This is a genomic window from Brevibacillus brevis, assembly GCF_031583145.1.
Classification (GTDB): Bacteria; Bacillota; Bacilli; order Brevibacillales; family Brevibacillaceae; genus Brevibacillus; species Brevibacillus brevis_E.
Window position 1 is genome coordinate 3170304 of the sequence record NZ_CP134050.1, and the last position, 21909, is coordinate 3192212.

Genomic DNA, 21909 nt, shown 5'->3' on the forward strand with positions numbered 1-21909 from the left:
CCGCATCGGAAAGCCTTCTCCTACTAGACTGCCCCATATTGGAAAACAGAACACGATGCCGTATCCCTAATGGTCTTTCACTTCGGATTGGGGGATACCGGCGGGAATGGAGATCAACCCCGGTCTGCGGATATCGACATTGATGTGCGTATTTACCTCGATCTTAGGAAAGATTTCATCCCATCGTTTTTGGGCGTCCTCCCATTCCTGCGGATAGTTGCGGTGAAAAGCTGCCGCAAAATTGACGACATCGGCCTTCAGCTCGTCCTGGAGGATGTGCAGCGCCATTTTGATCCGGTGATCGATGTCTTCCCCCACCGCTTGTTGTACCTGGGCCAGCCATTCCGGCTTCAACAGATTCAGCCTGGTTCCGTTTTCTACCACGTTCCCCTCAGTATCCACCTTTACCAGCATGGACCATTTGCCATTTTCGATGCGAGGAGTCAGCCTCGCCTTCATCCGTATCGGGGTCACGGAGACGACTCCCTCGGTATTTTTGATCCGGACCGTTATGGCGGCCCGCGAAATTTCATCGCGCAGCCAAAGCAGCCCGCGCGTAGGAGTCGGGGGTATCAATCCGACCATTTTGTCACGTTTAAACACGGCCGTACCGGCCAAAACATTTTGGACTTCTTTTCCCTCCTTTCCTCCGAGTCTCTTTCCGTTCTCGATCACCGGCAAAACTACTGCTTCTCCTTCTCCTCTCAGCATGTTTCGAAAATCGACTAAAGTCACGGACATTCCGATGTGCAAATCGGCAATTTCCCGCAAGGTTTCTGCAGTCGATCTCTCCAGGACGGGCGTGAGCTTTAGCATATCGACCGCATCTCCCCTGGAAACAAACAGATTGGCCCGGTTTCGCGGTTCCGGATGTCGGACGAGATAGTCGATATGGTCCGCCACCCCTTTTCTGGCTACCGCCTCCCCGAACATGTACACCTTGCAATGCCCCCAAAAGATTTGTCTGGAGATCTTGGTCTGCAGCTTGGACATCGCATCCGCCATATTGACGCCCTCACTGCTCTGTACCATGGTCAGTTTTCCACCGCTGCCGTCTCCTCCCGATCCCGTCCCTCCTCCCCCCAATGCCCGCGGAACGAAGATTTGCACACTCAGCAGAACATTGTCGTTTTTCCCTTTGTCAATAGCCGCCATCGTAACGATCGCCAGGTCATTCACTTCCGTACGGTCCCAGCACCCTGTGAGAAGCGACAGGCTGATGCTCGCAACAAACCACAGCTTTTTCATCCCGCTTCGCCTCTCTTTGCCGAGCTGCGCCTCTGAAAAACAACGGACAGGAGCAGGAGCACAGCAGGGATGATCACGAAGCTGAAGGCCAAATAGAACGGAATGGTCAAGTTGTTCCATTCGCTCACGGTAGAGAAGTTTGCAATTCCCCAAAAACTGAACAGCACCGTCATCCACCCGATTGGGATGACGGTCACCCGATAATCGGAAAGCTGCAGCCACTGGGCAACCGCCAAGGCCGTCGCGTAATAGAATATCGAAACTTTAATGAAAACGCCGATGACAAGAATGGCCATCACACCCGACTCCAGGTTTTCAAAAAACGAAGCGACGCTGATGTACCTGGCGATATCCATCAGAGGAAACAACATCGCAATCGAGGAGTCTCCCATCAAGAACAACGTCGTCAAGTTCGCAATCACCATGGTGAGAACACAGGAGCAGAGCATCAAGATCAGAACGCGTTTGGCTTTCTGCTCGCTGCTGACGGAAGGGAGGAAAAACGAGAGGAGGAACACCTCACTGAACCAGCCTTGAGGCAGGACAGCTGCTCTCAAAGTGGGGAGAAGCCCGTTTTCCATGAACGGCAAAATGTTTTGCGGCTCCATGTCTTTCATTACCAAGAGAATCATCACGAGGAAGGGAACGACCATGAAAGGGAAAAAAAATTGCCCCGCTCGCCCGATGACTTCGATCCCCCCATATGCTGCAAATGCGCACACCATCACGAAAACAGCGGAGACGACTGTCAAGGGAGTTTCCTGCAAAAAAAAGGCGATGAATTCAGCGTATTCCCTGACGGTAAATCCATTGATTTGCAAAAGGATGTAAACATAAAAAAGACCGATGATCTTGCCTGGGACGGTCCCTACAATCTGTACGCTTTGTTCGATCACGCTCATATTCGGATATCGACTATGCAATTGAAATGCGAGCCATACAGCGAGGAGCCCGGCGATCGAAGCCCATACCGGCGTGAGCCACATGTCCTGCAGGGCTCGTTTTGCCATGATGCTGGGTCCCATCACCATCGCAGTAGACATGATGACCGGATACAAAACCATCGCAGCCTGCATTGGTGATATCTTTCCTTTCTCCAGCATGGATCTCCCTCCTCGCATGGACAAGTCGAAGACAGACACCCTACTCATGTCTGCCCTATGCATTCCGCTCCCGTTTTCTTCGGATAGAGCCTACTCCGAGCAGAAGCAGAGGAAGCAGCGTCTGAATCAATGTCGCATAAAACGGAAACGTAAAGGTGTTGAATTGGACGATTCCGTTGAAGTCGGGAAAGGACCAGAAACTAAGCACCCCGACAAAAACCCCCAACGGCAAGACGAGGGTCCGGTATTCGCTCATTTTCAGCCATTGGCTGGCTCCGAGCACGCTCGCGTAGTAAAACACCGAGATCTTGACAAACATCCCATAGATCCAGATCGCCATGATCAGCGATTCCATGTTCTCGAAAAAGTCTGCAATACTGATATACCGAAACGCAACCATGACCGGGAAGAGAAAGTCAGGCGCCTGTTTTCCCAGAACGAGCAGGATGAATAGATTGACGATCGTAAGCAGCAGCATGATCCCGAGGAGGCTGACCAAACTGGCGCGCATGCCTTTGGTTTGATTGTGAACGAACGGCAGGTAAAAGGACATCAGGAACATTTCGCAAAACCACCCGCTCGGCACCAATGCTCCCTGTAAGGAAGGAATGACCCCGTGCTCCAGAATCGGAAAGACATTCCCCAGCTTCATCTCCCTCACCAAGAGCGGCATGAATAAGACCGGTATCAAAAAAATAGGAACAAAAAGCTGTGCCGTCCTGCCCAGCACCTCGACTCCCCCACTTACAGCAAAAGCGGAAACGAGGATCATTGTGACGATGACCGCGGTAATCGGGGTTTTGTGCAGAAAATTGGCCACGATAAACTCCGCATAGCTGCGAACGATAAATCCCGTGATGTGAAGATAAAACAGGACGATGACCAGCCCGACGGCTTTACCAGACAGACGCCCCAGTATCTCTTCACTGTATTGGATCGCGGTCCGTTCGGGGTACAGGACGTGGAGCCGATACGCGACCAGCACGGTCAACAAGCCGGCGAAGGATGCCCACAACGGCGACAGCCACATGTCGGCTTTGGCATACTTACCCGAAATGCCCGGGATCCACATCACTCCGGAAGCAACGACTGCCAAAAACAACATCATGCCCATCTGTGCAGCAGAGATCTTCCCTTTGTCCAGCATCTTCTCACCCTCTATTTTTATGGCTCCAACACGCTCCCGATCGGTTTGAAGAGAGCATTCAACGCCGTAGCCGGCCCAGGCAGATTCGGCAAATCCTGCAGAGAAAGGATCCACGCCAGGAAAATCAGGACAAAAAATACCACCTTGTCTTTTTTCGGCACCTTTTTCATTCGCGGCCACTCAAACAAAATCAAAAGGACAGCCAAGGCCGTCATGCTGAGAATGACGCCCCATTTCAAGACGATTCTCCCCCTTCCGTAGGATCCGGCTTCAACCCGGGTACCTGCCTGTACTCGTTTGACTCCCCAGTCAGATGCGGGCGTGAATCCATGAGCCACCAAGGCGCACGGATGATCGTGTCTTTCAATTCACTGGTCTTCAACGGTCCGACAGGGCTCAGGTAAGGCACGCCCAGAGAACGAAGCGAACAGAGATGAACAACCACTGTAATGATTCCCAGCATAATCCCCAAGAGACCCAACGTTCCCGCCAGCAGCATCATCGGAAACCGCAGCAAGCGAATGGAAATACCCGCAATGTAATGCGGAATCATAAACGAGGCAATCCCGGTAATCGCCACGACGATGACCATGGGCGCCGATACGAGTCCAGCCTGCACAGCAGCCTGACCGATAACGAGAGCTCCCACGATGCTGACTGCCGCCCCGACTTGTTTCGGGAGCCTTACCCCTGCTTCGCGCAAAGCCTCAAATGTAACTTCCATTATCATCGCCTCGACTAGAGCGGGAAACGGGACCGCTTCACGGGAGGACGCCATGCTGATGAGAAGAGAGGTCGGCACCATCTCATGATGAAACGTGATAAGAGCCACATACAGGGACGGCAGGATGAAAGACATCGTGGTGAAAAAGTAACGCAGCCACCGGATGGCAGTGCTGGCCATCGAACGCTGGTAGTAGTCTTCGCTGGACTGGAGCATGGAGAACAACGTGGCCGGAGCGATCAACACAAAAGGCGTCCCGTCCACTAAGATCGCCACTCGTCCTTCCAGCAAATTTCCGCATACCACATCAGGCCGCTCCGTGCTCAAGATTTGCGGAAAGGGAGAAGACGGCTGATCTTCAATAAACTCTTCGATGTAGCCGCTTTCCAAAATGCCGTCAATTTCGATGCGATCCAACCGCGAATGGACTTCCTTTACCAAGGTCTTGTCCACCAGCCCTTCGATGTAGGCCACGATCACAGCGGTCTTGGTGTAACCCCCGATGTTTCTTCGTTCCATTTTGAGGGCAGGCGTCTTGATGAGTCGGCGCAACAAAGAAGTATTGACCGTGATCGATTCAGAGAACCCTTCCCTCGGCCTTCGGCGACCGGCTCTTCGATGGCTCGTTTTTCCCATTTGGAGAGGCCGATGGAGATCGCTGCCTGTTGCTGATCGATGAGCAGCACCGGATACCCATTGGCGATCGAATCCACACACTCTTCGAGAGAATTCAACTCCTGCATTTTCGAAACGGGAACGGCTTTTTGGAGAAACGCATGCACGTCCCACTCTTGATTCCCTCTGCCATGCATAAGCGGCGAAAGCACGCGGCCATCCAGTTCTTCAATATTGGCAAGGCCGTCAACATAAATCAGGAGAGCCGGGATCGTCCCGAAAATAAGAAATGAGCGAAACACAATATCGGTGCAATTGTCGTATAACGACCGCAGAAGGTCTTCATTGTTGGCAAGGTTTTTATCCAAAGCGGTGCGAGAAGGAGTTTGCTGCTGCTGTTTGACTTTGCTTCTGTTTGCTCTCCACCACTTGCGAGCATTCCCACGCACTGTGCAACCCTCTCCTGCCTCATCCAGGTTACGGAAATTTTGCCCAACAGGTGGGACTTTTATCCATCGTCGAAGTAGAGTCAATGAATGAGCAAACAAAAAAACGCCCGTGTAACCGGACGTTTTTTCTCTGAAACGAGCTACGAATAAGAGCAGTGGCGACTAGGACGAACCGCCTTTCTCGTAAACGGACAGAACTTTTTTCCCGAAGTCGAGCAGCATACCGGCGCACCCCGCGAGCAACGCAGGCATGATCCATCCTGCACCCTCCCCGTAAAAGGGCAGGAAAAGCAGCCAATCATCCCAAGCATGTCGCAAGAAGGTGACATTCACCATGTCGATTACGCCGAAGCAGGCGACGACTCCCACTGTGACGGGATATACCCATGACGTGGATGGAATCAGCCCCTCCAGCACTGCCAGGCCAATCAGGACGATCGCGACAGGATAGATCGCGCCCAGAATCGGAACAGACACACTTAAAATTTCCGTCAGACCCAAATTGGCGATCGCCATGGACAGCAAGCACAAAATGGTGACCCATGCCCGGTAAGACAGGGTGCCAAACAGACCTTGAAAGTATTGGCTGCAGGATGTGACGAGCCCGATCGATACACAAAGGCATGCGACGGTAAACACGATACCGAGAAGAATCGTCCCGGCTTGGCCAAACAAATGCTGCATGACACCGGTCAAGATCTGGGCGCCATTCTCGGCATTGCCTACGAACGAGCTGCGGGAACCAAGTACTCCGAGAATCACATAGATGATGGTCAACAAAACACCGGCCCCTACACCCGCCATGATCATGTGGGCGGACACCGACTTCGGCTCGTCAACGCCTTTATTTCGAAGCGTGCCAGCGATCACAATGCCAAATACGAGCGCGGCCAGAGCGTCCATCGTCAAATATCCATCCAGGAACCCTTGGATAAACGGGTGCTCGGCATACTTGGCGACAGGCTCTGTGCTTGGCCCCATCGGCGTCATCAGACTCTTGAGGAAGATCAGGGCGATCAAGGCCAGCAGCGCGGGAGTCAGCCATTTTCCAAAGCGATCGACCAGCTTGGAGGGAGATAGACTCAACCAAAAGACGATGCCGAAAAACACCAACGTGTACAGGAACAGACTGATGGGCGAGCTGACCCACTCCTCGGACAGGAATGGTGCCATCCCCATTTCGAATGCCAAACTGCCTGCACGGGGAATGGCGAGCCCGGGTCCGATCGACACGTAGATCAGAAACGGAAAAATGACGGCGAAAAGCGGATGGACGCGACTAGCCAGGCGGTGAAAGGTCCCTGCTTTCGCGATTGCCACTACTCCCAGGATCGGCAAACCCACGGCGGACAAAATGAATCCTGCCAGAGACACCCAGACACTCATCCCGGCTGACTGTCCCAGAAACGGCGGAAAAATGAGGTTGCCTGCGCCAAAAAACATGGAGAAGAGCATAAAACTGACCAAGATCAGTTCACGTTTGGATAAGGTTATCATCGGCGATCATACTACCTCCCATCATAATGAGAGGCATTCTACCAAGTTTCCGCGCCAGATACTAGTGATTCGCCCGTATTCGCAATTGCAAAATCATTGCAAGTTTTCGTATTCCGCTACGCGCTCCAGCCATTCCTCCACAAGCTCGCGAAACAGGTGGCTTTGCTCGATTTGCAGATTGTGTCCGGCCCGATCAAGGACGGCAAAGCTCGCACGAGGATAACGATCCAGAATGGCCCACACATCTGCATAGCCCGTGACGTGATCCTGCCTTCCTGTCAAGAACAGCGCAGGCTTGTCAAAGTGCTCGTGGTCCAAATCAAAGGAGAATGCGTAACGCTTGCTGATTCTCCTCAGAAACTCCCGGTCAGCGACTTGCAGCCCTGGCAGGATGTCTCTCGCGAACTGTTCCCAGTTGGTTCGGTCCTGGACTACCGCTATGGAAGTAAACTGGTCCTGCTGTTCTTTGGGCAGCGTGGCGACAAACGCCTCGTCTCTCGCAATCACCGAAGCGGGAGGAACCATTCGGTTGGAATCGAGAGGCTGGATAAGCGGACAAAGGAATAGAAGGCCGGCGATTCTTTCTTTTTTCCTGGCAGCCAATCCTCTCGCCAAGTATCCGCCGTACGATTCACCAGCCAGCAGATACGATCCTTCCGGGACCACCCTTTCAATAAAGCGCTCCACGACATCGAGCATCTCGTCGGAGCTTTGGATCCACTCTTCTCCTTTGGTACGCCCCATTCCCGGCAGATCGAGATAGATTCGCTGATAACCTGTCCGCTTGGCGAATAATGGCTCAAAGCAGCCTTTCATCAACCGGTGGTCAGGGGTGAATCCATGAATCAACAGTACAGGAATCCCTTCCCCGTGCGTTTCATAGTAAACCGATACATCGCCCAAATCGCAAAACATGCCAACACCCCTCCAAGCGGAACAAACGTTCCTTTTTTCTTCATCTTAGCGGATTCCCCACAAAAAGGAAAGCGAACATCAGCAAAAAACCACGCGGCCCTAGGTGTAACTCTGGACCCGTGGTTTTTCCTTCATTTTTTTCGCATAGCAATGATCTGCTTGTAAAAGGTTTGATCCTTTAGCTTTCGAAAGAGGGAGAGAGACGGACGAAAATTGGCTTCGATGATCCATGGCTTTCCCTCGATATCGATTCCCAGGTCAAATCCGACTTCCCTTAGAGTAGGGTACGCTTTTCCCAACGTGTCGGCCGCTTCCAGCGTGACATGGCGGATCTCGTCAAGCAAATCGTCTGACGCTTCCACATTGGACAAGCGGATGGCGGTATGAAGCGGGAGCACTTTCCCTCTGCTGCGTGCGACATTCGTCACCACATAGCCGGGGCCTGCCAATTTGGCGACCCATCCGGTGACAGTCCAAGGTGACTTCTTTCCCGATCGCTGCACCATCACCCGCACATCAAACGGCCGTCCATCGATCCTTCCAAGCGATATCAGCGGCTGCAGAAGGTACTGCTTTGGCCTGAACAGCGATTTTACGTAAGAAACCGTCTTCTCTCGACCTTCCACCACTCGCTTCGTACTGCCAGCGTGTACGAGGTACCGGTCATTGCCTTTGTCCGTGAGCTGGATGATGCCGGCTCCCCCTCCACCTCCCGACGGCTTCAGCATGACTTTCTCATAGTCCTCGACGTATCTCCACAGCATGTCGGGCGAGAACAGCTTGGTTGCGGGCAAGTATTCCCGCAGGAACTCATGCTTCACCATATGCTGATGCTTGCTCCACTTTCCGACGTTTGGCGCTTTTATGACGATGTCTCCCCATTCGTAATGAGATGATGCTCCTCTATCTTGGTGATTTGGTTTTGTTCATCGACAAAAACGACCCGTGGTACCAGCTTTGCTGCTTCTTTTTCCTCATACATCCCCATACTGAGGATGATGACCAGATCGCCGGGTGCAAATAAGTGGGCGGGCGGTCCGTTCAAGCATATTTTCCCAGATCCTTCCGGTGCCGGCAGAGCGTACGTCTTCCACCGTGTGGCGTTGCGAAGGCTGGTGACCTGTACGATTTCATAAGGCATGATGTCAGCCGCTTTCAAGAGAAGGGCGTCGATCGTGATGCTTCCGACGTAGTTCAGTTCCGCCTGCGTCACTGTCGCTCGATGTATTTTTCCTTTGCACATATGCCTTTGCATGAGCCATCCTTCCTTTCCAAACCGATGACACCAGTCTATGTGCAAAAGGCTGTCTGTGAAACTGATGGCCGTCGTTTCCTCTCACTCTTCGATACATGCATCCCGCAAGTCGAGCCCGATCTCCGCGCACAAGCGTTCAAGCTCTTTTGCGATGCCTGTCGCCAGCGTGATTCCTTTCGACTTCTGACTCTCCATGTTCCGTCTCTCGATCTCCCCGGGAATCATGATTTCTTCGATTCCCGCTCTTCGGGGTACGGACTTGATTTCATTGATGTACGCGTCCATCCTTCGTTGAAAAACAGAGAGCGGCCAGAATCGTTCGATGTCAACCGCCATAAAAACGTGACCGATATTTTGCGGATGTTCCAGATTGTCGTACAGGCTGCGGACACCCGGCCCACAGGCGGCTCCTGTCAATATGCCGCACAGAATATCGATAAACATGGCAAGACCGTACCCTTTCGCCCCGCCGATGGGCAAGAGGGAACCAGCCAATGCTGCCTGCGGACTGGTCGTCGGGTTGCCTTCCGAATCAATCGCCCAGTCTGCCGGGATGCTCTCGCCTCTTTTTTCCGCCAGCGCAATCTTCCCTCGAGCTGCGACGCTCGTCGCCATATCGAGCAAAAACGGTGGCTGCTTTCCCGCCGGAATCCCTACGGCAACGGGATTCGTCCCGAAAAATGGGCGAATGCCGCCGGTCGGGGCCATTGCTTCCGGCGCATTGGACAGCACGAGCAAGATCTGTCCTCTCTCGATTGCCTGTTCCGCATAGTACGAGCAGCTGCCGAAATGATTGGAATGACGTACTCCAACGAAACCGACTCCCATCTGTCTCGCCAGGGAAATCGCTTGATCCAGTGCCGCCATCCCAACTACGGCACCCAGGTGGTTGTCACCGTCGATCAGAGCTGTTGCGCCCTCCTGCATGATGACTTTCGGTTCGCTGTCCAATCTGATGACACCGGCATTTATGCGTTCGAGGTAAATCGGCAAGCGGGCAAGTCCATGGGATTCGATTCCCCGCAGGTCTGCGTGTACCAGCGATTGGGCAACCGTTCGGGCGTGCTGTTCGGACGCCCCCGCCCGGACAAGCAGATTCGTGGCCAGTTCCTCCAGCCGTCTCCAATCAAAGTGTCTCGGTCCCACTGATCTATCTTCCCTCCCCAGCTACTTCTACCGTTCGCATCCGTATGCACCTGGATATAGATATGATAGCAGTCTCAGCACCGACACCGTCATTGGCCCAGCGTCCGGAAAAAGCGAAAGGAAGAGGACGTTCTTTCGGAAAAAGAGAACGTCCTCATGAAAATGTGCATTATTCGCTGGAAGAGAGACTCGTGATGATTTCATCCTGCAAGCCGGTCATCACTTTGCTGCTTTCGGCGTAACCGTTCAATACAATTGAGAAAACGAGCTGCTCGCCGTCTTTGGTCGTGAAATAGCCGGACAAACTGTTGACGCCCGTCATCGACCCCGTTTTGCCGTGCACGTTGTTCTCTGCCCCCGTCCCCTTCAAACGGTTCTTCAAGGTCCCATCCACACCGGCAATCGGCAGCGACTCGTAATACACGGCAAAGTCCTTCGACTTCGTCATTCCTTCGAGCATGGCCGCGATATGCCTTGCGGAAATCAGATTGTAGCGGGTCAAACCGGAGCCGTCTACCATGTCAAAGTTCGTTTGGCCACCCAGCGATTTCAGCGTTTCCTGAACGACCTCGGCTCCAGCTGCCGAACTTCCTTCCCCTTTGATTACCGCTCCGAGCGTTTTGAGCATCATTTCCGCATAAAAGTTGTCACTCTGTTTATTCAAATAAAGAAGGATATCCTTTAGGGGCAGCGAGGCAAACTCGGTCCACTTCGCAGCAGATGGCGGAACCGTCCCGATTTCGACATTGCTGTTCGGAGAAAAGCTGACTCCCGCTTTGACCAACGCTTCTTTCAGGGCCGTTCCAACGTACTTGGCAGGTTCTTCGACAGGTACGCGTTCGTAGTCGGCGCTTTGGTCCAACGGCAGGCTCCCGGTGAGGCGAATCGTATTCGTGGCGCGGTCACGCGCGATGGCAATTGTATTTTCCTCTCCTGCAGATGCGGTCGTGGCCTGATTGATGACGGTTACGTAGGACGTTTTCGGCAGCACATTGATCCTTACGGGCTCCCCTGCATTCTTCGCAGGTTCGTATTGAATCATGACGGTTCCGCGGTTTAGCGCCAGGGCTCCCAATGTCGGGTTATACGAATAGCTCTCGTCATCCCAGGCCCACCCCAAACCCAATCGCTGCTGGTCGAAAAAGCTCTCGTCCATGACGAGATTCCCGCTCACTCGCTTGATCCCTTGGGCCTTCAGCCAGGCGGCAATTTCCTCGATCGAGACGCCCTCCTGCACCTTCAAGGCATCTTCAGTGTGAAGAGTGGGGTCACCATAGCCTTTGATGTAGACATTGCCCGTCTGAACTCCGTTCTTCGCGATAGGAGCATCTCCGTAAAGCTCCGTCTTAAAAGTGTAGTCCGGCCCCAGTCTTGTCAGCGCGGCACCGGTCGTCAACAGCTTGAGATTGGAGGCTGGCGTGAGCAGCGAGTCGGCGTCCCTCTCGTACAGGACCTCGCCACCCACCTTTTTCACGATCAGACCCGCAGTCAATCCGGCTGCCTCGGGCTTGTCGAGGATCGGGTCGAGCACGGCGGACAGCTGGTAGGTCGCAGGTGTTTTTGGTGCATAGCCATCCGGCGTACGGTTGTCAGGGTAAGTGGCCAGCTGGACCGCGATGTAATCCTGCAGATCCTTCGCGTATTTGGATTTGTAAATTCCATTGATCAGAATGGAAAAGAGGAGCTTGTGTCCATTTTTCGCCGTAACGTAGCCGGACAAGCTGTTTACTCCGCCCATAGAGCCGGTCTTGGCGATCAACCGGCTTTCAGCTGGCGTGCCGATCAGCCGGTTTTTCAACGTGCCATCTACGCCCGCGATCGGCAATGACGCCTCCAGCGCTTCCCGATAGTCCTGGTCTTGAAGGAACGACAGCAGTTCGACGACCTGCTCAGGCGTGACGAGGTCAAATCGGGAGAGACCCGAACCGTCCGCTTGACGATAGCCCGAATCGATGCCAGCCCGCTTGAGCACATCGGACACGGTCTCGACGCCCGCCTCGAAGCTGCCTTTCCCTTTTTGCGTTGCCCCCAAAGTCTTGAGGAGCATCTCCGCGTAGAAATTGTCGCTCTCCTTGTTCAGCTCGACAATGATCTCCCCAAGCGTCGGAGAGAGGTGCGATGTCAAAGGCACCCCTTTGGTCACAGCCGTCTTCATTACCTGTGCTTTCGGACCCAGCTTGACGCCCTGAGCAAGCAGCTGTCTTTTCCAAATCTCCCCGACGAACATTGCCGGGTCCTCCATCGTCACATCCTCCTGGTATGGCGCCGCCTTCGTTCCGATCGTCCCGGTTACGATGACCTCGTTTTTCCCCCGGAGACGCTCCACCGTCAGGTCGGATTTGCTTCCCTCTACGGTCTTGGCCCGATTGGTTAGGGTCAGGTAGGAAGTGGCGGGTTCGAGGGCAATCTTCGCGGCATCGCCGATCTTTTGTCCCGGAGCGATTGTAGCCGTAACGAAGTTTTTGTGAACCGCAAGCGCACTCAGTTGGGCGCTGTACCCGTATGGCTCGTCGTCCCACATCCAGCTCGTGCCGAGCCGGACATCGTCGAAGTAGCTTTCATCCAACAGCAGATTTCCGTTCACCTGCTTGATGCCTTTTTCTTTGACAGCGGCCGCCAGCTCTTGCAGTCCTTCCTCGGTCAGACTCGGGTCCCCGTTCCCTTTCAAGATGAGATTGCCCTGCAGGATCCCTCCGGCATTTACCTGTCCGTCTATGTACACCTCGGTCTTCCACTGGAAGGCCGGTCCCAAACGATCGAGGGCCGCAATCGTCGTAAACAGCTTCATGTTGGAAGCCGGTATATAATGGCGCTTTTCATGATGGGTGTAAATATATCTTTTGTCCGTCCAGTCGTACACAGCGATCCCCGCATACAACCCCATGTTCTCTTCGCCTTTTTGCAGATCGGACAAAAATTTTTCCACACTGGCGGCGAGCGGGCTCGCAGCTGCCGTTGCTTCCTGGGCAAGTGCAGGCGCAGCTGCCGCCTGGAACACGAGCAAAAGCATCAGGATCCACGCGAACCCATGTCTGATACACCGTACGTTCATAACGTCCTCCTCGTCTTCTCCTATTCTTCTCTCTCTTGTGAGATCCTCTAGCGATATGAACACATCATAGCACGACGCGTTTATTTTCGAAATATTACCATAATACCAAAAAGTACAATCCGGTTAACTTGCCAACCGATGACCATACTAAAAGCATTCGGAAAAGAAGGGAGAAATCTAGTGTGTTCTATCGTGTTTCTCTCATCCTGCTGCTATTTTGCACCATTGCCTTTCCGGCTGCCGCGGCACGCGACATCGGAAGCATTCGCGTCGATCCTACTTTGGCAAGGTCTTGGCAGGAGCTGGTCAAGCGAAGCGATTGGATCGTCGCTGTGAAAGCCGATGCTTCCTATCGGGCCTTTGCGACGGGCCGATCCATTCGCGAAGGAAAGTTGGTCAACTACGTACAGACCCTACAGGTCACACAGACAATCAAAGGAGCTCCCTCTGCCTCCATCAAAATGGTCAGCACGGGAGTCGATCCTTTGCCCGACGCCCGCAGCCCTCTAAACCAGATCTATCCGGGTCCGCTGGCTGAAGGCAGCTACCTTCTGTTTCTCCATCGGGTGCAAGGAACCGACTTGTCCAGCACGGTCGGACTCTGGCAAGGCGTCTATCCGCTTCACCTCGGCAAGACGGTAGCGCTTCAGGGGGCGGGCTTCGCCGAACTGAATCAGCTCACGGTAGACGAACTCGCCGCCAAAGTCAAAGCGGTCTCCAGATAATCCAAACAAAAAAGAAGCCGGCACGGTGCGCAAGCTTCCTTTTTCGGTAAACGAACTCCGTCAGCTTCTCATGACGTAAATGAAAACGACCATGGACAGCGCGCAAGCCAGGATCGTGCCGACAAATCCCCAGATAACCAGCTTGTTGCTGCCTTCACGATTATCACTCATGCCAACTACTCCTTACCGTTTCGTTCTCATCCATTATAAAACGGATCGAGCCGGAAGGGAAACGGGAATGTCCGAGCAGTCATCTGCAGCGAATATTTTCCTCCTGAAAGCGAAATGTTATCGAATATGCCTGTTTTAAAGGGGGAAGTGAGAACGTGAATCCAGACAAGCAGCCTACCCGCTACGCCAACATCATCTATATGAAGGAACTCGCGCGGGAAGAAGATCAGTTGTTACCTTTTCCGATTTATCGAAAGCTCCGTGAGAGCACGCCGGTCCGCTTCGATGAGGATCGCGAGTCGTGGGATGTGTTTCGCTATGAGGATGTGCATCGCATCTTGAAGGATCCTGCCACCTTCTCTTCCCGGCGCGGATTGGAAGTCCGGGGCGAGACTTTGCTGACGATGGACCAGCCCAAGCATACGCACATGCGCAACCTGGTCAACAAAGCGTTCACGCCGAAAGCGATCAACGACCTGGCGCCGCGCATCACGTCCATCACGCATGACCTGCTCGATCAGGTTCTTTCGAAAGGCCAGATGGATATCGTCCACGACTTGGCGACTCCCTTGCCTGTCATTGTCATCGCTGAGCTGCTGGGCGTCCCTTCCAAAGATCGAAAGCTGTTCAAGGATTGGTCCGATACGTTGGTCAAGGGAGTGGAAGGAAACTCCCAGGAAGCATTCGCCAAGATGGTAGCGGAACGCGATGTAGCAGTTAGGGAGCTCTCGGAGTACTTCCGTGCGATATTGGCCGAGCGGCGCAGCAAGCCTGAAGACGATCTGGTCTCCGCCTTGCTGGAAGCCGAAATCGATGGGGAAAAGCTGGAGGAAGACGAAATTTTACAATTCTGCATCTTGCTGCTCGTCGCCGGAAACGAAACGACGACCAACCTCATCACCAATGCGATCCGCCTGATGACCGAGCAGCCCGCTATTCAGGAACAGGTGCGGACCCATCCCGAACTCGTCAAAACGACGGTGGAGGAGACCCTGCGCTACTATCCTCCGATCGTAGCGATCGGCCGCGTCGCCACTGAAGACGTCGAGATCGGCGGCCAGCAAATCCAAAAAGGGCAGCAGGTAGTTTCATGGGTGGGCTCTGCCAATCGCGATCCGGACAAATTCGAGGATCCCGATACTTTTCTGCCGGATCGCAAGCCCAATGCACATATGGGCTTTGGGTTTGGCATCCACTTCTGCCTTGGGGCGCCGCTTGCCCGGTTGGAGGGTCAAATCGCGCTCGAAATCTTGTTGTCCAAGCTCGGCGATATGCAGTTCACAAAGTCCAAGCTGTCGCCTATTCCTAGCCCTTTCGTGTTCGGTGTGAAGAGCTATCCCATTACATTTACAGCACGTACATAGCACCACAAGACGCCCCTGTTTGCATGAGAGAACGGGGGCTTTTTCCATGATTCGCGTTGCAATCGCTTTCCATGATCCCTTTACACTTTTCTCAAACTTTTTTTCCTCTCCTGTCTTTCCATCTTCCGCGATGAGTGGTAAAGTCATTACTTGTTTGAAGCAACCACTCGGAACAGCATGAAAGTTAGGAGACTTACGAAATGGACAGTTTTAACAGTCAATTTTTATCATCGGTCTTGATCATCGCACTCGGGTATCTGCTGAAAAGATTCCGCATCATCAAGGAAAAAGACGGAGAAGGGCTGGCCCGCATCATCTTCAACCTCACCCTTCCTTGTCTGATCATCCACACGTTTCACAACATCTCCTTGGACAGCTCCCTGCTGCTCTTGGTTGTCATCGGTTTTTTGTACGGAATTCTCGCCGCCGTCCTCGCCTACTTCGCATTCCGTAACGAAAACCGGAAGACAAAAGGGATGCTTGGCATGATGATACCCGGCTTCAATGTCGGTCTGTTCGCTTATCCCCTCGTGCAAGGAATCTGGGGAGAGAAAGGCCTCGCGTATTTCGGGATGTTCGACATCGGCAACGCTCTGGTGGTCTTTGGGGTCAGCTATTTGATCGGCAGCTACTACTCGGCGGAGGACGTCAAGCTGGATTTCAAGCAGGTGCTTGGAAAAGTATCGAAGTCGATTCCGCTCCTTACGTACCTGGTGATCTTTGTCATCAACCTGGCGCACATTCCTCTTCCCGATTTGCTTCTCGGCGTGACCGGGACGATTTCCAAAGCGAACATGCCCCTGTCCCTGCTCTTGCTCGGCATTTATCTGAACTTCTCGTTTGACAAGCGTTACCAGCACCATTTCTGGAAAGTGCTCGGCCTTCGCTATCTCGTCGGTTTGGCGATCGGGATCGTCTGCTTCATGCTGCTGCCTTTCGAAGACATGTTCAAGTATACGCTATTAGTCGGGTTCATCTTGCCGATGGGCGTTTCCGTCCTCGCCTATTCCGTCGAATTCAAGTATGATCACAAGTTCGTCGGGATGGTATCGAATACGACCATCCTCATCAGCTTCGTGCTGCTGTGGGGAATTTCCAACATGCTGCTGTGACAAAAAAGCAACCCGTGGAGATGGGGCTGATGGCCGTCCGTCTCACGGGTTGCTTTTTCGTTACTTCGTCAGATCACGCATGACTTCTTCCACTTTGACATCTTGGGCAATCAGCTTTTCTTTCTTCATCCAATCGATCAGCGTCTGCCACGACTCTGTTGTTTGGCTTGCGAACGGTTTGTCTTTCGCGTCCATCAACGGGAGCAAGATATCCAGACTCTTCGTCTCGATGTCTTTTTCCAGCGGGAATTCGTTGGCCTGCTTGCTGAGGAGCAGATCCAGCGCTTTCTCCTTGTTTTCCTGGACGTACTTTTGGCCTTTTCCAGCGGCGCGCAGGAACGCTTCAATAGCCTGCTGCTTTTGGCCGAGCGTATCGTCGCTGGTTGCCAAGACGAGCTCGTAGTAATCCGGTACACCGAAGTCAGTCGGCGCGAATACGTTGACCGGAATGCCGTTTTTCTCAAGAATCAGCTGCTCGTGGTTTTTGTACCCGCCGACGACCGCATCTACTTTTTTACCGGTCAGTGCCGGCACGATGTCGAATCCGATATCGGTAAAGGAAATGCCGGAATCGTCTGCGCCGGTGTGCTTGACCACATTGCGAACGATCGATTCGTCCAGCGGAACGGACGGGTAGCCGACGTTTTTGCCTGCGAGCTGCTGCGGGGAATCCAGTCCGCTATCTTTTCTGGTCATGATGACATTAAGCGGATGGCGAACCAAAGCACCGACCGAGACGACCGGGATCCCTTCGGCGCGCGCTTGCACCACTTGCGGCTGATAGCTGATCGCCAGGTCCACTTTGCCGGCCGCTGCCATTTTCAGTGGATCGTTCGTGTCGGATGGCATTTGCAGATTGACTTTCAGATTTTCTTCTTTGAAGTAGCCTTGTTCCTCGGCTGCGTACAGGAAGGAATGGACGGCGTTTGGATACCAGTCCAAGGCGACGGTCAATTCTTGCGGAGCGTTCGCTTGATTCCCTGCCGGCGCGCTCTGGCCGGTACTCGGCTGATTGCCGCACGCTGCCAGACCTGCTGTCAGCAGCAATGCGATTGCGGCTTTGCTCCAATGCTGGATACGTTTCATGTTTATGACTCCCCTTACATTTTCTTCGATGTTTTTCGTTTCGCTCTCGCCTGCGGGGTAAAATACCTCTCGAGCCTCCCGACCAGCCAAAACATCAGCATGCCGAGCACGGAAAGCAGCAAGACGGAAGCAAAAAGCGCCGGTGCCTGAAAATTGCCGGAGGCTCTGCGGCCGAAATAGCCCAGACCTTCGCTCGCCCCGAGCCACTCCCCGATTGTCGCGCCGGCCACACTGTAGGTTGCCGCGACCTTTAGCCCACTGAAGAAGTGCGGCAGGCTGGAAGGCAGCTGCAGCTTGGCAAACAGCTGCCACCGGTTCGCGCCCATCGTTTTGAGCAGCTGGAGCATTTCCTTGTCCACTCGGCGCAGACCGTCGTAGGTACTCACCACGATCGGGAAGAAAGTAAACAAGATCGTAATCGCAATTTTTCCGGAAAGGTCGTACCCGAACCACAAAATGAAGACGGGAGACAAGGCGATAATCGGGATCGTTTGGGAAATGACGATATACGGATAGACCAGCCGCTCCACGATGCGGCTCATACTCATCGCAAAAGCGAGCAGCATGCCAAACAGGATCGAGACCGCGAGCCCGAGCAGCACTTCCTTTAGTGTCACCCATAGATGCAGCCCCAGGAGAGTCTGGCGCAGCTCCCAAAGCGACAAGACGACCGCGCTGGGCGGCGGCAAAATAAACGGTGGCACATGCAAGAGCCGGCACCCGCCTTCCCATGCTGCCAGGAAAAGCGCAATCGAGATGGCAAACCATGTCCCCTTGTTCCATCGGTCCACTACGCTTCCCTCCTGCCCGGCTGTTTGCCGTTTTGTTGCCGCAGCAGCTCCCAGATCTGCTCGCGCAGGGCAAGGAACGCTGCCTGGTTGCGGCAGCTGGACGTCCGGGGACGAGCGATGTCCACCTTCAGCTCCACAGGCTTTTCAATCGGCTTTCCCGTGAGGACGACCACCCGATCGGCGAGCAGAATCGCTTCGTCGATATCGTGGGTGATCATCAGCATCGTACTTCCGGTCTCTTGCCACATCGACATCAGCCATTCCTGCATCTCCATCCGGGTGAGTCCGTCGAGAGCGCTGAACGGCTCGTCCAGAAGCATGATGTCCGTCCCGGAGAGCAGCGCCCGCAAAAAAGAGACCCGCTGACGCATGCCGCCGGACAGCTCGGACGGGTACGCATCCGCCCATTCGCTCAGTCCGTAGCGCGGAAGCTCCCCGCGTACGCGAGCCTGTGCCTCCATCTTCGATACCCCTTTGATTTCCAAAGGAAGGGCCGCGTTTTCCACGACTGTGCGCCAAGGCAGCAGCGCATCCCGCTGCGGCATATAGCCGACCATCCCCAGACGGTTTTCCACAGGGGCACCGTTGATTGCGATGGTCCCCGCCTGCGGTTCCAGCAAACCGGCGATCAATTGAAAGACCGTGCTCTTGCCGATGCCGCTGGGGCCAATCAGGCTGATGAACTCGCCTTTCCCGATGCGCAAATCGAAGTCGCGGAGGATGGGGGCATCGCCGTAGGAGAACCGGACTTCGGAAAAGGCCAGCTGCTCTAGCACGGCCAAAGTTCCTTTCTGTACGCCATATCCCAAAACAGGTACTCCATCCGCGATGTCGTGAGGAAATGCTCTTCCAGGATGGAAAGCTCCCTTTCCGGTTTCCCCTCTGCCAGTTGGTTCATCACGTCGATCAGCCAGGATGCCAGCTGCCCAAACTCTTCGGAGCTGTAGGTCCGCACCCATTCGCCGTACAGTTCGTGCTCCAGTGCCCCCTCTACCTTCGCCAGCTGTTTGCCGATCTCCCAATAGCCCCACATGCAAGGAAGAAGAGCGCTGACCAGCTCAGCGAGAGAGCCTTGATGGGCCACCCTCAGCATGTAACTGGTGTACGCGAGCATGACGAATGACGGCTTCGTCGCTTCCAGCTCTTCCCGCGAGATGCCGAACCGCTCGGCATACTGGCGGTGCAGGGCCATTTCCCCGTTCAGTGTCGCTTCCTGCAAGCCGGCGAACTTCGCGCTCGTCGCAAGGTCATTCGCTTTGGTACTGGCAATCGCAAAAATTTTGGCGTAATCGATCAGATAGACGTAGTCCTGCTTCATGTAAAACTTGAACGACTCAACGGGCAAGCTGCCGTCACCCAATCCCGTTACAAACGGGTGCTGATGTGTCTTTTCCCAAATGGGAGCAACGCTTTTCCAAAGACGATCGGTAAATACTGCCATTGTCAGCTTTACCCCTTTCCCACTTTTTCTGTATTGCACCAGGAAGCGATAAATCGCGCCATGACCTGGGCGAACTGGACAAGCTGCTGCGGATCTATCGATTCATCCACGGCATGGGCCTGCTCGAGTTCACCCGGTCCGAACAGCACTGCAGGAATTCCGGCGTGAGCAAACCAGCCGGCGTCCGTCACGGTCGGCGACATATCCGTCTTGGGAGGCTGTCCGAGCTGCTGCTCGTAGGCGGTTTGCAAAGCGGATAACCCGGGATGGTCGCGATCCAGCTCCAAAGACGGAAAAATCTCGCCCCGCTCCTCAATCATGGAGCGGCCTCCCCAGCGAAACGTCGGCGGATGTTCCCGCAGCCATACGTCGGCAGCTGCGGCTCTTCGAACATGCTCCTCGATTTCACGAATAATGTCCTCGTGCGATTCGTTCGGATAAAAGTGAACGGTGATCCACAAGGAGCATCGATCCGCGATAAAGGCGGCGTGGCGACCGCCTTCGATCACGGCCGGATTGATCGTATTGCTCCCGGGGGCGAAGCCGGGGTAAGCCTTCATCACTGCCCAATGGCGTTCCAGCTCCTGCAGGGAGGCGATGACCTTCATCATTTTTTCGATGGCAGAAGCGCCGTGGACACGCCCTCCGGCATGGATGGTCTTGGCCCGCATGCCATCATGCAGCGTCGTCGGGCTCTCAATCGTGATCCACCCGGTGATGACGCCCCCCTGGCCTTGCATGTGCAGATCGCTCGTATCCACGACGACCGCGTAATCGGCACGGTACCCCCGCTCGATCGCAGCCAGCGTCCCCGCTTCTCCCGCCTCTTCGCCGATGACCGATTGGAACAGAAGGTCGCCAGCGAGCTTTACCCCGTGCTCGCGCAGCATTTTGATCGCGAACAGACTGGCGGCCAGTCCGCCTTTCATATCTGCTACCCCGCGACCGTACCAGCGTCCGTCGCCGCCTTCCGTCAAGGCGAAGGGCGGATACGTCCACCCGGCATCGTCCCCGACTTCCGCGACGTCGATGTGACCGTTGATAATCAGGCTCTTGGCCTTCCCAGGCGAAGTTCCAGGCAGCCTGCCGACGACATTGTCGTCACCGGGGAAAACCGGCCAGCGATCGACGGTGAAGCCAAGCCGCTGCAATTCGCGGGCGATCAAGCTTTGCGCTTCGGTGCTGTTGCGGGCAGGCGGGCTGACAGTAGGATGCGCGATCAGCTCGCCGAGAAGCCCGAACAACTCCTTTTTTCGTTGGGCGATCGCTTCGACCGCCGCCGCGATCCGGTCCATCCTACTCGATCATCCCTTCCGTCGGGCTGCTTGCGGAAGCGTACCGTTTCTTTGCGATCCGCCCGGCGAGGAAGCCTTTGCGGCCAGCCTCCACCCCGAGCCGCATCGCTTCCGCCATCAGTACCGGGTTGTCGGCAAGTGCGACAGCGGTGTTCAAGAGCACCCCATCTGCCCCAAGCTCCATCGCTTTAGCGCAATCCGCAGGGGCGCCGATCCCCGCGTCGACGATCACCGGCACCTTCGCGTCTTCGATGATGAAGCGCAAATTGTTTTCGTTGAGGATCCCTTGGCCCGAGCCGATCGGAGAGGCTCCCGGCATCACTGCGTGCACGCCTACTTCCTGCAAGCGGCGAGCAAGGATAGGGTCGTCGTTGGTGTACGTCAGGACGATAAAGCCTTCCTCCACCAAGATCTTCGAGGCTTCCAGCGTCCCGATCGGATCGGGCAGCAAAGTTTTCGGATCGCCGATCACTTCGACCTTGATCATGTCGCACAGTCCGGATGCCTTCGCCAACCGGGCGATGCGCACCGCTTCCTCCGCCGTGTAAGCCCCCGCCGTATTCGGCAGCAGGGTGTACTTTTTCAAGTCCAGCTGTTCCAAAAAGTTCGGCTCTTGCGGATTGTCCAAATTCAGCCTGCGAATGGCGAACGTGAGAATTTCCGCCTGTGAAACATCTACTGCCTTGCCTTGCGTCTCGAGATCGGCGAACTTCCCTGTTCCCAGCAGCAAGCGAGAGCGAAATTCATACGGTCCAATTTTCCAAGTATCCATT

19 protein-coding genes and 1 pseudogene are annotated in these 21909 nt (G+C 54.5%); 3 read left to right on the forward strand and 17 right to left on the reverse strand.

Annotated features, from left to right (window positions below; translation table 11 throughout):
- Positions 1-66: 66 nt before the first annotated feature.
- The 11 genes and pseudogenes from RGB73_RS15735 to dacB all read right to left on the reverse strand — a co-directional run bounded on the left by RGB73_RS15735 (position 67) and on the right by dacB (position 13151).
- Positions 67-1248 (reverse strand): Ger(x)C family spore germination protein, encoded by a 1182-nt coding sequence (locus RGB73_RS15735; RefSeq protein WP_310763465.1) that lies wholly within the window; start codon positions 1246-1248, stop codon positions 67-69.
- Entirely contained in the window at positions 1245-2351 is a 1107-nt protein-coding gene (locus RGB73_RS15740) for a GerAB/ArcD/ProY family transporter (protein WP_310763466.1), read from the reverse strand. Before RGB73_RS15740 ends, RGB73_RS15735 begins: the two co-directional genes overlap by 4 nt.
- Before the next feature lie 55 nt (positions 2352-2406).
- Complete coding sequence (locus RGB73_RS15745; RefSeq protein ID WP_310763467.1) at positions 2407-3498, reverse strand: GerAB/ArcD/ProY family transporter; 1092 nt, start codon at positions 3496-3498, stop codon at positions 2407-2409.
- A 17-nt stretch (positions 3499-3515) separates the two neighbouring features.
- Positions 3516-3737: a hypothetical protein gene (locus tag RGB73_RS15750; RefSeq protein ID WP_310763468.1), complete on the reverse strand. Its 222-nt coding sequence runs from the start codon at positions 3735-3737 to the stop codon at positions 3516-3518.
- Positions 3734-5286: pseudogene (locus RGB73_RS15755) on the reverse strand (spore germination protein). The gene RGB73_RS15750 and the pseudogene RGB73_RS15755 overlap by 4 nt, the downstream one beginning before the upstream one ends.
- A gap of 162 nt (positions 5287-5448) precedes the next feature.
- The gene (gene brnQ / locus RGB73_RS15760) at positions 5449-6783 is read right to left on the reverse strand and encodes a branched-chain amino acid transport system II carrier protein (RefSeq protein WP_310763469.1); all 1335 of its coding nucleotides are present in this window, start codon (positions 6781-6783) and stop codon (positions 5449-5451) included.
- A gap of 93 nt (positions 6784-6876) precedes the next feature.
- The gene (locus tag RGB73_RS15765; protein ID WP_310763470.1) at positions 6877-7698 is read right to left on the reverse strand and encodes an alpha/beta fold hydrolase; all 822 of its coding nucleotides are present in this window, start codon (positions 7696-7698) and stop codon (positions 6877-6879) included.
- Positions 7699-7829: 131 nt separating this feature from the next.
- Complete coding sequence (locus RGB73_RS15770) at positions 7830-8522, reverse strand: YheC/YheD family protein (protein ID WP_310763471.1); 693 nt, start codon at positions 8520-8522, stop codon at positions 7830-7832.
- Between the two features lie 38 nt (positions 8523-8560).
- The gene (panD, locus tag RGB73_RS15775) at positions 8561-8953 is read right to left on the reverse strand and encodes an aspartate 1-decarboxylase (RefSeq protein WP_310763472.1); all 393 of its coding nucleotides are present in this window, start codon (positions 8951-8953) and stop codon (positions 8561-8563) included.
- Between the two features lie 81 nt (positions 8954-9034).
- Positions 9035-10099, reverse strand: coding sequence for an Ldh family oxidoreductase (locus RGB73_RS15780; RefSeq protein ID WP_310763473.1), 1065 nt, complete (start codon positions 10097-10099; stop codon positions 9035-9037).
- 169 nt (positions 10100-10268) lie between these two features.
- Complete coding sequence (gene dacB / locus RGB73_RS15785; protein ID WP_310763474.1) at positions 10269-13151, reverse strand: D-alanyl-D-alanine carboxypeptidase/D-alanyl-D-alanine endopeptidase; 2883 nt, start codon at positions 13149-13151, stop codon at positions 10269-10271.
- A 182-nt stretch (positions 13152-13333) separates the two neighbouring features.
- Between dacB and RGB73_RS15790 the strand changes: the two genes are divergently transcribed.
- From RGB73_RS15790 to RGB73_RS15800, 3 genes are all read left to right on the forward strand, one after another.
- Positions 13334-13876, forward strand: a complete 543-nt coding sequence (locus RGB73_RS15790; RefSeq protein ID WP_310763475.1) for a hypothetical protein — start codon at positions 13334-13336, stop codon at positions 13874-13876.
- A 371-nt stretch (positions 13877-14247) separates the two neighbouring features.
- A complete protein-coding gene (locus RGB73_RS15795; protein WP_310774336.1) occupies positions 14248-15411 on the forward strand; it encodes a cytochrome P450 in 1164 nt (387 codons plus the stop codon).
- Between the two features lie 200 nt (positions 15412-15611).
- Positions 15612-16523 carry an AEC family transporter gene (locus RGB73_RS15800; RefSeq protein ID WP_310763476.1) on the forward strand — a complete coding sequence of 304 codons (912 nt, stop codon included), beginning with the start codon at positions 15612-15614 and terminating at the stop codon, positions 16521-16523.
- A gap of 60 nt (positions 16524-16583) precedes the next feature.
- Here RGB73_RS15800 and RGB73_RS15805 read toward each other — a convergent pair whose 3' ends face one another.
- The 6 genes from RGB73_RS15805 to RGB73_RS15830 are packed head-to-tail and all read right to left on the reverse strand — an operon-like array spanning position 16584 to position 21908.
- Complete coding sequence (locus RGB73_RS15805; RefSeq protein ID WP_310763477.1) at positions 16584-17609, reverse strand: ABC transporter substrate-binding protein; 1026 nt, start codon at positions 17607-17609, stop codon at positions 16584-16586.
- 14 nt (positions 17610-17623) lie between these two features.
- Complete coding sequence (locus RGB73_RS15810) at positions 17624-18400, reverse strand: ABC transporter permease (protein WP_310763479.1); 777 nt, start codon at positions 18398-18400, stop codon at positions 17624-17626.
- Positions 18400-19176, reverse strand: coding sequence for an ABC transporter ATP-binding protein (locus RGB73_RS15815; RefSeq protein ID WP_310763480.1), 777 nt, complete (start codon positions 19174-19176; stop codon positions 18400-18402). Before RGB73_RS15815 ends, RGB73_RS15810 begins: the two co-directional genes overlap by 1 nt.
- Positions 19170-19841 (reverse strand): thiaminase II, encoded by a 672-nt coding sequence (tenA, locus tag RGB73_RS15820; RefSeq protein WP_310763481.1) that lies wholly within the window; start codon positions 19839-19841, stop codon positions 19170-19172. Before tenA ends, RGB73_RS15815 begins: the two co-directional genes overlap by 7 nt.
- 8 nt (positions 19842-19849) lie before the next feature.
- The gene (locus tag RGB73_RS15825; protein WP_310763482.1) at positions 19850-21136 is read right to left on the reverse strand and encodes an acetylornithine deacetylase; all 1287 of its coding nucleotides are present in this window, start codon (positions 21134-21136) and stop codon (positions 19850-19852) included.
- A 1-nt stretch (position 21137) separates the two neighbouring features.
- A complete protein-coding gene (locus tag RGB73_RS15830; RefSeq protein ID WP_310763483.1) occupies positions 21138-21908 on the reverse strand; it encodes a thiazole synthase in 771 nt (256 codons plus the stop codon).
- Position 21909: the final 1 nt, after the last annotated feature.

Excerpts from the sequence above, each read along its gene's own strand:
- RGB73_RS15735 (WP_310763465.1), bottom strand. The coding sequence starts at position 1,248 with ATGAAAAAGCTGTGGTTTGTTGCGAGCATCAGCCTGTCGCTTCTCACA.
- RGB73_RS15740 (WP_310763466.1), bottom strand. The coding sequence starts at position 2,351 with ATGCTGGAGAAAGGAAAGATATCACCAATGCAGGCTGCGATGGTTTTG.
- RGB73_RS15745 (WP_310763467.1), bottom strand. The coding sequence starts at position 3,498 with ATGCTGGACAAAGGGAAGATCTCTGCTGCACAGATGGGCATGATGTTG.
- brnQ (WP_310763469.1), bottom strand. The coding sequence starts at position 6,783 with ATGATAACCTTATCCAAACGTGAACTGATCTTGGTCAGTTTTATGCTC.
- RGB73_RS15765 (WP_310763470.1), bottom strand. The coding sequence starts at position 7,698 with ATGTTTTGCGATTTGGGCGATGTATCGGTTTACTATGAAACGCACGGG.
- RGB73_RS15770 (WP_310763471.1), bottom strand. The coding sequence starts at position 8,522 with ATGGTGAAGCATGAGTTCCTGCGGGAATACTTGCCCGCAACCAAGCTG.
- panD (WP_310763472.1), bottom strand. The coding sequence starts at position 8,953 with ATGCAAAGGCATATGTGCAAAGGAAAAATACATCGAGCGACAGTGACG.
- dacB (WP_310763474.1), bottom strand. The coding sequence starts at position 13,151 with ATGAACGTACGGTGTATCAGACATGGGTTCGCGTGGATCCTGATGCTT.
- RGB73_RS15795 (WP_310774336.1), top strand. The coding sequence starts at position 14,248 with ATGAAGGAACTCGCGCGGGAAGAAGATCAGTTGTTACCTTTTCCGATT.
- RGB73_RS15800 (WP_310763476.1), top strand. The coding sequence starts at position 15,612 with ATGGACAGTTTTAACAGTCAATTTTTATCATCGGTCTTGATCATCGCA.
- RGB73_RS15805 (WP_310763477.1), bottom strand. The coding sequence starts at position 17,609 with ATGAAACGTATCCAGCATTGGAGCAAAGCCGCAATCGCATTGCTGCTG.
- tenA (WP_310763481.1), bottom strand. The coding sequence starts at position 19,841 with ATGGCAGTATTTACCGATCGTCTTTGGAAAAGCGTTGCTCCCATTTGG.
- RGB73_RS15825 (WP_310763482.1), bottom strand. The coding sequence starts at position 21,136 with ATGGACCGGATCGCGGCGGCGGTCGAAGCGATCGCCCAACGAAAAAAG.
- RGB73_RS15830 (WP_310763483.1), bottom strand. The coding sequence starts at position 21,908 with ATGGATACTTGGAAAATTGGACCGTATGAATTTCGCTCTCGCTTGCTG.